The following is an 11,560-nucleotide window of genomic DNA, read 5'->3' on the forward strand; positions in this document are numbered from 1 at the left end:
GCACGACGCAAAAATCATACCCTTTGCAGTCAAAGCAGGCCGCCAGCGGCGACTGGACGCTTCCCTATGGGGAATGGGATTTTTCCTTTATCACCCCCAAGGATTTGCTGGCTGATGTCAATCACGCGCGGGTCATCGATACGGATGGCTATCTCTATACTTTTAACACGCTTGATCAGACGTCTCCCGATCCTGGTTCCGTTGATAAATGGACAGATGTTACCTTTGGCGGCAGAGCCCATTTCAACAAAGTCAAAAAACCGCCGCAGTACATCGTCTTCTGCTGGGATTCCTATGCCGATCAAAAAACCTATGAAACCAGTGCCATATTCGGGCCGGAAACCTGGCAAAGAATGAAAACGCCTGCCGACCATACTCGTCCCTCCGGTGCTCCTGTCTGGTACAACAGAATGGTCTTTGGCCTGTCCCCCGGTGGCAAAGTCAAAATCTGGTTTTCAGATGTTGCCGGACGCCCCAGTATTCCGATTAAACCCAGAAAACTGGTTACCCGATCCGGCAAAGATCTCACCCTCTGCAAAGCCTTCAATACCCCTGTCGAAGATTACATTCAGTCCATTGAAGAGATCAGCAAAGGCAGAACCTACCCCTACGGGAACTGGGATTAACAGACAAAAAAATGCCGCACGTTGACCGGGCGGCATTATTTCAAGTCAGTCAGGCGTTACTGGTTAAGCCTGATAACCTGCTTCACGTCGATTTCAAACTCGTTCCACCCTTTATCAACCTTACCCTGGATTTCAACTTTATCCTGCGGGGTAACGGTCACGCCGTTCCAGCGCTTGTGGTCAATCTCCACATTTACCGTACCGGTCTCATCGCGGAACATATAGCGGTCATCGGACAGGCGCTCGGTGATGTTCCCGCGCAGTTTCACCCAGCTGTCGTCCTGCATCTCTTTCACTTTTACGGCTGTAGTGAGATTGGCGTTATTATCGACAAACCCGCCCTGTTGGGTTTGGGTTTGCGTCTGGGCAGGTGTGGCTGACGGGCCGTTAAATCCACCCTGAGCGGCAAAAACGGGGGCTGTGGTCATCATCATGATGGCGGTAATCGCAGCGAATTTTTTCATCTTAATCTCTCCCTTTAATATCGTTTCGCAGTGCATTAAACCGGGTAATACTTAACAACTTCTTAAGGGAAAAATTTATTTATTATTGCTGTACAGCAAGCTACTGCAGAGGGTTTACTGACGTTATCAAGGAGGGCGTTATGCGCATTTTACTGGTAGAAGACGACAAGTTAATTGGCGATGGCATCAAAGCGGGCCTAAGCAAAATGGGGTTTAGCGTGGACTGGTTTACCGACGGGAAAACCGGGCAAACCGCGCTGTATACCGCCCCCTATGATGCCGTGGTGCTTGACCTGACGCTGCCGGAAATTGACGGTCTGGAGATCCTGCGCGCCTGGCGCGAAAGCGGACGCAGCGAGCCAATACTGGTGCTGACCGCACGGGATGCGCTTAACCAGCGCGTCGAAGGTTTGCGTCTGGGGGCGGATGATTACCTGTGTAAGCCATTCGCCCTGATTGAAGTGGCGGCTCGCCTTGAAGCACTGGTGCGCCGTAGCCACGGCCAGACGCGCAATGAACTTCGTCACGGCAAGGTGACGCTCGATCCGGCAAGCCTCGTTGCGAAACTTGAAGGTGAAACGCTGGCTCTCAAACCCAAAGAGTTTGCCCTGCTGGAGTTGCTGATGCGCAATGCAGGCCGCGTGCTGCCGCGCAAGCTGATCGAGGAAAAACTCTACACCTGGGATGATGACGTCTCCAGTAATACCGTGGAAGTCCATGTGCATCATCTGCGCCGTAAGCTTGGCAGTGAATTTATCCGCACCGTTCACGGCATCGGTTATACCCTGGGTGACGCATGAAACTGACCCAACGCCTGAGCCTGAAGCTGCGCCTGACGCTGCTTTTTTTGGTGTTGTCCCTGGCCGCGTGGTTCGCCGCAAGCATCGTTGCCTGGCACCAGACCACCCGCAAGCTCGATAAGCTGTTTGATACCCAGCAGATGTTGTTTGCCAAACGGCTGCTGGCGATGGATCTGAACGAGATCCAGGCTCCCAAACGGATGTCCGACATCCCCAAAAAAGTGAAACATGGTCGTCTGGACGATGACGCGCTGGCCTTCGCCATCTACACCCCCGACGGAAAAATGGTGTTGAACGACGGTGAAAACGGGCGCGACATTCTGTATCACTATCGCCGTGACGGTTTTGACAACGGGCAGCTTAAAGACGACAAGGATGAATGGCGTTTTTTATGGCTTACCTCACCTGACGGGAAATATCGCGTGGTGGTCGGCCAGGAGTGGGAATACCGCCAGGAGATGGCGCTGGATATCGTCAGCTCACAGCTCACGCCGTGGCTGGTGGCACTGCCCGTGATGTTGCTGTTGCTTATCGTCCTGCTCAACCGGGAGCTGCAGCCGCTGAAAAAGCTGGCGAAGACCCTGCGCTCGCGCTCACCGGATGCCACCGACACGCTCTCAACGCAAGGTGTTCCCGCAGAAGTACACCCCCTGCTTGACTCGCTGAACCATCTGTTTACGCGCACCCAGGAGATGATGACTCGTGAACGGCAATTCACCTCGGATGCCGCCCACGAACTGCGCAGCCCGCTGGCTGCGTTGAAGGTGCAAACCGACGTGGCGCAACTGTCGCGGGATGATCCGCAGGCGCAGGAAAAAGCGCTGACCCAACTGCACGCCGGTATCGACCGGGCATCCCGGCTGGTGGATCAGCTCCTGACGCTCTCACGCCTGGACTCGCTGGATAATCTGGACGACGTCGAACCGATTGTGATGGCCGATTTACTGCAGTCGGCGGTGATGGATATCTGGTACCCGGCGCAGCAGGCAGGCATTGATATCCGCCTGAATATCAACGCCCTGCAGGTTAAACATACGGGTCAACAGCTGCTATTGAGCCTACTGGTCCGTAACCTGCTGGATAACGCCGTGCGTTACAGCCCGCGCGGTAGCGTGGTCAATGTGACGCTGGACACCCACAGCTTTACCGTGTGTGACAACGGCCCGGGGATTTCTCCCACGGTACTGGCACGTCTCGGCGAGCGCTTTTATCGCCCGCCAGGACAGGAGGCGACCGGCAGCGGGCTGGGGCTCTCTATTGTCAGGCGTATTGCTGCCCTGCACGGTATGCGCGTCTCACTGGAGAATGCCGATGGCGGTGGATTCAACGTGAAAATTAGCTGGTAATCCATTATTGCGTTTAAAGCAAAAGACTTTACACATTTTGCTCATTCTGCCGCGTTACCATCGCGCGTAGACTTATCGTCAAACGCTGTACACTGAGGACGAAAAATGAGCAACATTCTGATTATCAATGGCGCGAAAGAATTCGCGCACTCGAAAGGCCAACTGAATGACACCCTGACCGAGGTCGCGGACGGCTTCCTGCGCGACGCCGGGCATGATGTTAAGGTTGTGCGCGCCGACAGCGATTACGACATTAACGCGGAAGTGCAGAACTTCCTGTGGGCTGACGTGGTTATCTGGCAGATGCCAGGCTGGTGGATGGGCGCACCGTGGACGGTGAAAAAATACATGGACGATGTGTTCACCGAGGGCCACGGCTCGCTGTATGCCAGCGACGGCCGCACACGATCTGACGTCACCAAAAAATACGGTTCTGGTGGCCTGATCCAGGGCAAAAAATACATGCTGTCTCTGACCTGGAATGCCCCAATGGAAGCGTTCACGGAGAAAGAGCAGTTCTTTGAAGGCGTGGGCGTAGACGGCGCGTATCTGCCATTCCACAAGGCCAACCAGTTCCTGGGGATGGACTCGCTGCCAACCTTTATCGTCAACGACGTAATTAAAATGCCGGATGTCCCGCGCTATATAGCAGAATATCGCAAGCATCTTGCGGAAATTTTTGCTTAACTGGTAGCCTGGAATTAAAGGAGTAGTTAACCATGCTTACTGTTATCGCAGAAATTCGTACTCGTCCAGGTCAACATCACCGCCAGGCGGTGCTGGATCAGTTCGTGAAGATCATCCCGACCGTACTGAAAGAAGAAGGCTGCCACGGCTATGCGCCGATGGTCGACGCCACCACCAATGCAAGCTTCCAGGCCACCGCGCCGGACTCGATCATGATGATTGAACACTGGGAAACCGTGGCGCATCTTGAGGCGCATCTGCAGACCGCGCACATGAAAGCGTGGAGCGAAGCAGTGAAAGGTGACGTGCTGGACACCCATATCCGCATCCTGGAGCAAGGGGTTTAGTTTTGTGGTCACTGCCGGGTAAGCGCCAGCACCGCCCGGCATCTCATCAAGCGCGCTTTTTCCCCGGATTTAACCCACGATGAAATTCGTTGATGCGCTTCATCGACTTAATGGTGCGCTGCGGCTCCGTAGAGGCGACGGACAAAATCATCATCTCCAGACACAGCAACACCGTGCCGTGTAACGGGATCTTACCCTTCTCCCCCCCTCGCGGGACGTGGATCACCACGCTGGCCTCTTTGCTGAAACGAGAATCGAGAGCGTTGGTCAGTAAAATGGCGGGAATGCCCAGCCGCTTTGCTTCGCGCAGGGTCGTCTGCCCTTCCCGATGGGCAGATTTTTGCGCCATCATTACCAGCACATCACCACGCTGGAGGGCAATCAGCTGTTCGGCAAGACCAATCCCGGTGCGGTTGAGCGGCGTCGCGGGCAAACCAATGCGTCTGAACAGCCGGGCAGTATACTCGGCCAGAATACCGGATGCGCCAATACCAAAAATGGCGACCTGCTTCGCCTGTGCCAGCAGCGACACCGCCTGGGCCATCGCATAGCGGTTGTGCGGTTCGGACAACACCTCGCAGGTGTGCTGATGCCCCTCCAGCACGAAATCAATGCTCGCATTGACGTCGCTGGCGAGCGTATTCACCGTGGTGGACATCTTTTCGCTGGAGGTAACGACCGGGCCGAACCACTGCTCCAGCGTCTGTTTCAGATCGCGTAGCCCGGCAAAGCCCAGCGCCTGAATCGCGCGCACAACCGTGGCATCGGAGGTTTTCAGCAGGGCGGCAATCTCCATTGCCGTCTGCTCCATCACCGCTTCCCGGTTCTCATTGATATAACGCGCCACCTGCAGCAGACGCGGCGTCAGCTGGTGCCCTCGCGAGCGGAAGCGGTCGCCGTAGACATCCACCCGCGCTTTGTCTTTACGGATCACTGTGACACCTCCGGCAGCGGACGCCCGGCAATGTGCGACTGCACCTGCGCGGCCATCAGTCCTAAGGAGGCGAACGAGTTCGAAATGGCCTCTTCACGGGAGATCAGCACGTAATGCCCGGTTCGGCAGGCTTTGAGGAACTGACACCAGCCCGGCATCACCGAATCCATCGCCGCCAGCTCGTCCTGCGGTTTGCCACCGGTATCCCCGCGCCAGGTGGCAAAGACAACATCGGCATCCAGCTCCGGCAGACGCTCGGCGCTGACGTCGATACGTCCGCCGTCGGGGATGTTTTCAATCAGCGGTGGGAAGGTGAACCCCGCGTCGCGCAGCACGCGTCCCAGCGAGTGGTAGCTGTGCATGGCGGTGATTTTGCCCTGATTCGCCTGAATCACCGACACGGATATTTTTCGGGTGTCGATAGTCGCCCTGAGCGCCTTGATTTGTTCCTGATAGCCCCGCTCCAGGATCGCCAGCCGCGCCTGTGTACCGGTGAGCTGTGCCAGCTTGCGGTAGATCTCCGGCGCGCCACCGTCAAGGTGATCAATACTCACCGTCGGGGCGATTTTCTCCAGTTGCCCGACGGGGGTATTACGGGTCGGCTCGGTAATGATCAGATCCGGCTTCGCGGCCGCAATGGCTTCAATATCGATATCCGCAGTACCAATAAATTTAATGTCGGAATTATCGAAATCAACGCCCGTCAGCATTCCGCTGGAACGCAGAAAATGGCTGCCGTCCGGTCGGGTACGTCCGTGGCTGGCGACGGGGGGTACCCCAAGCTCAATCAGGGGAATGGTGATATCCAGGTCATGTAGCGAGACGATCCGTTTCGGATGAACCGGCACAACGACCTTGCGCCCCAGATCGTCGGTAAACGTCTGCGTCGGCTCCGCCGCATTTACCGCAAACCCCGCCAGCAACAGTATCGAAAAAAGTACACGCATCATATTCCCCTAAAATCTGTCCCGACGCTGCCAGAGCAGCAGCAGGAAAAATGGTCCGCCAGTCAATGAAATCACAATCCCCGCGGGCAGTTGCAGCGGTAAAAATGCCAGACGCCCGATGTTATCGGCCAGCAGCACCAGCAGCGCACCCAGCACTGCACTTCCCGCCAGTAGCGCGGTTTGTCCACCACGTAGCAGCAGGCGCGCCATATGCGGCGCAATAAGCCCGACAAAACCAATGCTACCCACACAGGAGACGCAGGCCGCCGTCAGTATCACTGGGGCAAACACGCGCAGCAGCGCTAACCGTGAAGTACGCACGCCAAGCCCGGTTGCGGTCTGATTGCCAAGCAACGCCACATCAGCAGCGCGGGCGGTAAACAGCAGCAGAGCACACGCGGGTAATGCCCAAACCACCGTAATACTGACCAGCGTCCAGTTTGCTGCATGCAGACTCCCCGCCAGCCACAGCATCGCCGTCTGCACGTCGCGCACGTCAGCGGTGGTCATAAAGACCCCCATTGCCGCAGCAAATGCCCATGAAACGCCGATACCGATCAGGATAAATCGCGGGCGCGAGATGTCGCGCGCCAGTGCCACCACCAGCAGCGCAGTCAGCAGACCACCGGCCATACCAACCAGCGGACGCCAGAACAGGCTCAACGCCGGAAACTGAAAAATCAGCAGCAGTACCGCCGCACTACAGCCCTCTTTCACGCCGATAAGACCTGGGTCAGCCAGGCCATTGCGGGTGATAGACTGCATGGCCGCCCCCGCCATACCCAGCATTGCCCCACATAACACCGCCATCAGCAGACGCGGCAGTCGGATATCCATCACGATGTAGCGCGCATCCGCTTCCAGGCTTTGCGGAGAAAACAGCGCGCGCCCGATGGCAGAAGCGGGAATGGCAAGCGAACCGTGCGTCAGGCCAAAACTCAGCAACAACACGCTTACCAGCGTGAACAGCGCCAGACACCGTAGCGCCTTCGGGCGAATCAGCGTTGAAAAAGGGCCGATGCGCCACGCACGTAATCCTGCCCGGTTCATTTGAACATCCTCGAAGCCATAAAGATAAAGACGGGAGCACCGACCAGAGCGGTCATGACGCCGGTTGCCAGCTCATACGGCGTGAACAAAGTGCGGGCAGCGATATCTGCCAGCAGCAAAACCAGCGCTCCACACAGGGCCGACAGGGGCACCATTACGCGTAAATCCACCGACACCAGACGGCGGATCAACTGCGGTACTACAAGGCCGATAAAGCCAATCGGCCCGGCAATGGAGACGGCAGCCCCGCAGAGCAGTGCAATTGCCAGCAGAGCGAAAAGGCGGGTCTTCAACAACGATACGCCAAGCCCCTGCGCCATCCTGTCGCCTAACGCCAGCATGTTGAGTGATGGTGACAACCAGAGAGCCAACCCAAAACCGGCGGTGGCAGCCCAGGTTGCACTGAGGATCGTCTCTGCCTTTATTCCGGCAACATCGCCCGCCAGCCAGGTACGCATGGCAAGCAGCGTCTGTTCATCCAGAATCAGAACCGTGGCGGTAATCGACGAGGCAAATGCCGACATCGCCACGCCGCACAGCGTGACTTTCATCGGCGTGAGCCCGGTACGCCCGGCGGAGGAGAACACCAGTACCAACAGAAACAGCGTGGCGGCCCCGGCAGCGGCAATCAACGGGCGACCAGACGGTAACGCCAGCCCGAGCGCGCTGGTCAGCACCACTGCCAGCGCCGCGCCCGCATTCAGCCCCAGAATATGCGGCTCACCCAGCGGGTTGCGGATCACGGATTGCAGTAATACACCCGCCACGCCAAGCGCTGCCCCCGTCGTCAGGGCGGCCCAAAGCCGTATCAGACGCAGCCTGATGATGACGTTATGGTCGAAATTACGCGGGTCGAAATCGAGAAATGCCTGTACCACTGTCTGTGGAGTAATAAAGCGCACGCCAATACCCAGATGCGCAATCGTCCCCATCAGCAGCAACAGAGCGAAAAGTACAAAAGCCAGAGAGATGCGCATCATGGTTTGTCGGCAACCTGGCGAAACGGCATAAAGAACGGTTTGCCGGTCAACGGATTAAGCGACATATGTACGTCGACGTCGAATACGGTTTTGATTAGCTCCGGTGTGCAAACATCCCCCTCGTGAAGCACGCCCTGCACTTTTCCCTGGCGTAAAAAGACCAGTGAATCACCGTAGTTCACGGCGAAGTTGAGATCGTGCAGTACCACCACGACGGTGCGCCCATGCTGGCGGGTCAGGGTGTGCAGCAGCTCGAGAATTTCTACCTGATAGCGGAGATCGAGAAACGTCGTTGGCTCATCCAGCAGGATGTACGGCGTTTGCTGCGCCAGCGCCATCGCTATCCAGCAGCGTTGACGCTGGCCGCCCGACAGGCTTTCAACAGGCAAATGAGCAAACGCCGCTGTACCGGTCAGGCGCAGCGCCTCTTCAACGGCCAGCTCATCTTCATCGCTCCACTGGCGCATAAAATTCTGCCAGGGAAAGCGCCCGCGTGATACCAGCTCAAAAACGGTTAAGCCCTCCGGCAACAGCGGAGACTGAGGCAGGATGCCAAGCTGGCGGGCAACGTCTTTGGTCGGTTGTCCATGAATCGCTTTACCATCCAGCAGCGCGGTACCGCCAAGCGGTTGCAGCAGACGAGCGATAGTGCTCAGCAGCGTGGATTTTCCACAGCCGTTTGCCCCTACCAGCACGGTTATTTTCTGCTGAGGGATCGCAAGGGAGATATCATCGACGATGATTTTTTTCTGATAGCCCGCAGAGAGGTTCTCCAGAACCAGTCCCGGTTTTTTCGTGTTGTGAGCCACGTGAACGCCAACTTAATAAGAAAACCAACAAATAAAAATAAAACTCATTCTCTTTTGAGAGTTTGCCGCTGCGCCATGTAGTAGTCAAGAGAAGAAACACCCTTGCAACACCAGGGATAATTACGCGGCACTACAAAAACAAAATTGTTTTTAATTTATTTATTTTCATATTGTTACCCATTTACCAACCTGCCCACTCTGCACGTTTTTCAGCTGTAGCCGATTTTTGCTTTTTTCCATTTACTACTACATCCATGCATGATTGAATGATTCTCAATTACATGTTCGACGCCAGCGATGGATAACGAACAGACCGTAAGGGCAATGACTCACACATTCTTCCGCGAGCTTTTCATCGCAGGATATTTCGGGAAAACAGATGTAATGGCTAAGTTCACACCTTCACTCTCTGGGGTAAAAGGGCGCGCGCTCTTTTCACTTTTGTTCATGGTACCTCTGGTACACGCAACAGAAACCGCAACGGCTCAGGAGGGTGAAACGCTCACCGTCACTGCCGATCCCAATGCCACAGCCGATGCCACCAACGGCTATCAGCCGCTGAATACCTCCACCGCTACACTGACCACTATGCCGATGCTGGACATCCCGCAGGTGGTGAATACCGTCAGCGATAAAGTGCTGGAAGATCAACATGCCACCACGCTCGACGAGGCACTGTATAACGTCAGTAATGTGGTGCAAACCAACACGCTGGGTGGTACGCAGGATGCGTTCGTGCGTCGTGGTTTTGGCGCTAACCGTGACGGTTCGATCATGACTAACGGCCTGCGCACCGTGTTGCCGCGCAGCTTTAACGCCGCAACCGAACGTGTGGAAGTGCTGAAAGGCCCGGCCTCCACGCTGTATGGCATTCTCGACCCGGGTGGTCTGATTAACGTGGTCACCAAACGCCCGGAAAAAACCTTCGGTGGCTCCATCTCTGCCACCTCCACCAGCTTTGGCGGCGGAACAGGACAATTTGACGTCACAGGCCCGGTTGAGGGCACGCGTCTGGCATATCGCCTGACGGGTGAGTATCAGGACGAAGATTACTGGCGTAATTACGGTACCAATCGCAGTACCTTTATCGCCCCATCGCTGACCTGGTTCGGCGATGACGCCACCGTGACCGTGCTCTACTCGCATCGCGACTATAAGACACCGTTCGATCGCGGAACGATCTTCGATCTCAACACCAAACAGCCAGTGAAGGTTGACCGTAAAACGCGCTTTGATGAGCCGTTCAACATCACCGATGGTCAGTCCGATCTGGCGCAACTCAATGCGGAATATCGTCTCAACAGCCAGTGGACCGCGAAGTTCGACTATAGCTTCAGCCAGGATAAGTACAGCGACAACCAGGCACGCGTGATGGCCTACGATGCTAAAACCGGCAACCTGACGCGCCGCGTGGACGCCACGCAGGGTTCAACCCAGCGGATGCATACCACCCGTGCGGATCTGCAGGGGAACGTAGATATCGCAGGGTTCTATAACGAGATCCTCACTGGCGTGTCGTATGAGAATTACGATCTACTGCGCACGGATATGATCCGCTGTAAGAACGTTAAAGATTTCAATATCTATCACCCGACTTACGGCAACCTGAGCAAATGCACCACCGTCTCGGCATCCGACAGTGACCAGACAATTAAGCAGGAGAGCTACTCCGCCTACGCCCAGGATGCGCTGTACCTGACGGATAAATGGATCGCTGTCACCGGGATGCGCTATCAGTATTACACCCAGTATGCGGGGAAAGGCCGTCCGTTCAACGTCAACACCGACAGTCGCGACGATCAATGGACGCCGAAGCTGGGGGTAGTCTATAAGCTCACACCGTTCGTCTCGCTGTTTGCCAACTATTCCCAGACGTTTATGCCGCAGTCGTCCATTGCGAGTTACATTGGCGACCTGCCACCAGAAACGTCCAATGCCTACGAAGTGGGTGCCAAGTTTGACCTGTTCAGTGGCATTACCGCCAATATTGCGCTGTTTGATATTCACAAGCGTAACGTGCTCTACACCGAAAGCGTGGGGGATGAAACCGTCGCCAAAACCGCAGGCCGCGTACGTTCACAAGGCGTAGAAGTGGATCTGGCGGGTTCGCTGACCGAGAACACCAATATTATCGCCAGCTATGGTTATACCGACGCAAAAGTGCTGGAAGATCCGGACTATGCGGGCAAACCACTGCCAAACGTGCCACGCCATACCGGGTCACTGTTCCTGACTTACGATATTCATAACGTGATCGGCGGAAATACCCTGACGATCGGCGGCGGTGGACACGGCGTAAGCCGTCGCTCAGCCACCAACGGTGCGGATTACTACCTGCCAGGTTACGTCGTGGCGGATGCGTTCGCGGCGTATAAGATGAAACTGCAGTATCCGGTGACGTTGCAGGTCAACGTGAAGAACCTGTTTGACAAGACATACTACACCTCATCTATCGCGACCAATAACCTGGGCAACCAGATTGGTGACCCACGCGAAGTGCAGTTTACGGTGAAGATGGAGTTTTGATGTAAAAAAGCCCGGTGGCGCTCACGCTTACCGGGCCTACGATC

Annotated in this window: 12 protein-coding genes; 6 read left to right on the forward strand and 6 right to left on the reverse strand. The window is 56.0% G+C overall.

Annotation, left to right across the window (positions count from 1 at the left end):
• Positions 1–626 (forward strand): DUF2931 family protein (locus tag ACJ9N4_RS05780; protein WP_411500321.1); only part of this gene is annotated, 626 nt, incomplete at its 5' end.
• Between the two features lie 56 nt (positions 627–682).
• Here ACJ9N4_RS05780 and ACJ9N4_RS05785 read toward each other — a convergent pair.
• Entirely contained in the window at positions 683–1,090 is a 408-nt protein-coding gene (locus ACJ9N4_RS05785; RefSeq protein ID WP_182272643.1) for a YgiW/YdeI family stress tolerance OB fold protein, read from the reverse strand.
• 140 nt (positions 1,091–1,230) lie between these two features.
• On the opposite strand from ACJ9N4_RS05785, the gene qseB reads away from it, so the two are divergent.
• From qseB to ACJ9N4_RS05805, 4 genes are all read left to right on the forward strand, one after another.
• On the forward strand, positions 1,231–1,890 hold the full coding sequence (gene qseB, locus ACJ9N4_RS05790) for a quorum sensing response regulator transcription factor QseB (RefSeq protein ID WP_182272644.1): 660 nt from the start codon (positions 1,231–1,233) through the stop codon (positions 1,888–1,890).
• The gene (gene qseC / locus ACJ9N4_RS05795) at positions 1,887–3,236 is read left to right on the forward strand and encodes a quorum sensing histidine kinase QseC (RefSeq protein WP_182918956.1); all 1,350 of its coding nucleotides are present in this window, start codon (positions 1,887–1,889) and stop codon (positions 3,234–3,236) included. The genes qseB and qseC overlap by 4 nt, the downstream gene beginning before the upstream one ends.
• A 105-nt stretch (positions 3,237–3,341) precedes the next feature.
• Positions 3,342–3,923, forward strand: a complete 582-nt coding sequence (locus ACJ9N4_RS05800; protein ID WP_182272646.1) for an NAD(P)H-dependent oxidoreductase — start codon at positions 3,342–3,344, stop codon at positions 3,921–3,923.
• 32 nt (positions 3,924–3,955) lie between these two features.
• Positions 3,956–4,270, forward strand: a complete 315-nt coding sequence (locus ACJ9N4_RS05805; RefSeq protein ID WP_182272647.1) for a putative quinol monooxygenase — start codon at positions 3,956–3,958, stop codon at positions 4,268–4,270.
• Positions 4,271–4,316: 46 nt separating this feature from the next.
• Here the strand turns inward: ACJ9N4_RS05805 and ACJ9N4_RS05810 are convergent, their stop codons facing one another.
• From ACJ9N4_RS05810 to ACJ9N4_RS05830, 5 genes are read right to left on the reverse strand one after another with little or no spacing between them, the layout of a single operon-like run.
• Positions 4,317–5,204, reverse strand: coding sequence for a MurR/RpiR family transcriptional regulator (locus tag ACJ9N4_RS05810; protein WP_182918957.1), 888 nt, complete (start codon positions 5,202–5,204; stop codon positions 4,317–4,319).
• Complete coding sequence (locus tag ACJ9N4_RS05815) at positions 5,201–6,151, reverse strand: iron-siderophore ABC transporter substrate-binding protein (RefSeq protein ID WP_182920070.1); 951 nt, start codon at positions 6,149–6,151, stop codon at positions 5,201–5,203. The genes ACJ9N4_RS05810 and ACJ9N4_RS05815 overlap by 4 nt, the downstream gene beginning before the upstream one ends.
• Positions 6,152–6,160: 9 nt before the next feature.
• On the reverse strand, positions 6,161–7,201 hold the full coding sequence (locus ACJ9N4_RS05820; protein WP_182918958.1) for a FecCD family ABC transporter permease: 1,041 nt from the start codon (positions 7,199–7,201) through the stop codon (positions 6,161–6,163).
• Positions 7,198–8,181 (reverse strand): FecCD family ABC transporter permease, encoded by a 984-nt coding sequence (locus ACJ9N4_RS05825; RefSeq protein WP_182918959.1) that lies wholly within the window; start codon positions 8,179–8,181, stop codon positions 7,198–7,200. The genes ACJ9N4_RS05820 and ACJ9N4_RS05825 overlap by 4 nt, the downstream gene beginning before the upstream one ends.
• Entirely contained in the window at positions 8,178–8,990 is an 813-nt protein-coding gene (locus ACJ9N4_RS05830; protein WP_182918960.1) for an ABC transporter ATP-binding protein, read from the reverse strand. The genes ACJ9N4_RS05825 and ACJ9N4_RS05830 overlap by 4 nt, the downstream gene beginning before the upstream one ends.
• Positions 8,991–9,374: 384 nt before the next feature.
• On the opposite strand from ACJ9N4_RS05830, the gene ACJ9N4_RS05835 reads away from it, so the two are divergent.
• Positions 9,375–11,516: a TonB-dependent siderophore receptor gene (locus tag ACJ9N4_RS05835; protein WP_182918961.1), complete on the forward strand. Its 2,142-nt coding sequence runs from the start codon at positions 9,375–9,377 to the stop codon at positions 11,514–11,516.
• Positions 11,517–11,560: the final 44 nt, after the last annotated feature.

This window comes from Enterobacter sp. LM3, assembly GCF_046622475.1.
GTDB classification, from domain to species: Bacteria; Pseudomonadota; Gammaproteobacteria; order Enterobacterales; family Enterobacteriaceae; genus Enterobacter; species Enterobacter cloacae_P.

What these genes read in the sequence shown, in the direction of transcription:
- ACJ9N4_RS05785 (WP_182272643.1), bottom strand. Translation starts at nt 1,090, where the DNA reads ATGAAAAAATTCGCTGCGATTACCGCCATCATGATGATGACCACAGCC.
- qseB (WP_182272644.1), top strand. Translation starts at nt 1,231, where the DNA reads ATGCGCATTTTACTGGTAGAAGACGACAAGTTAATTGGCGATGGCATC.
- qseC (WP_182918956.1), top strand. Translation starts at nt 1,887, where the DNA reads ATGAAACTGACCCAACGCCTGAGCCTGAAGCTGCGCCTGACGCTGCTT.
- ACJ9N4_RS05800 (WP_182272646.1), top strand. Translation starts at nt 3,342, where the DNA reads ATGAGCAACATTCTGATTATCAATGGCGCGAAAGAATTCGCGCACTCG.
- ACJ9N4_RS05805 (WP_182272647.1), top strand. Translation starts at nt 3,956, where the DNA reads ATGCTTACTGTTATCGCAGAAATTCGTACTCGTCCAGGTCAACATCAC.
- ACJ9N4_RS05815 (WP_182920070.1), bottom strand. Translation starts at nt 6,151, where the DNA reads ATGCGTGTACTTTTTTCGATACTGTTGCTGGCGGGGTTTGCGGTAAAT.
- ACJ9N4_RS05820 (WP_182918958.1), bottom strand. Translation starts at nt 7,201, where the DNA reads ATGAACCGGGCAGGATTACGTGCGTGGCGCATCGGCCCTTTTTCAACG.
- ACJ9N4_RS05825 (WP_182918959.1), bottom strand. Translation starts at nt 8,181, where the DNA reads ATGATGCGCATCTCTCTGGCTTTTGTACTTTTCGCTCTGTTGCTGCTG.
- ACJ9N4_RS05835 (WP_182918961.1), top strand. Translation starts at nt 9,375, where the DNA reads ATGGCTAAGTTCACACCTTCACTCTCTGGGGTAAAAGGGCGCGCGCTC.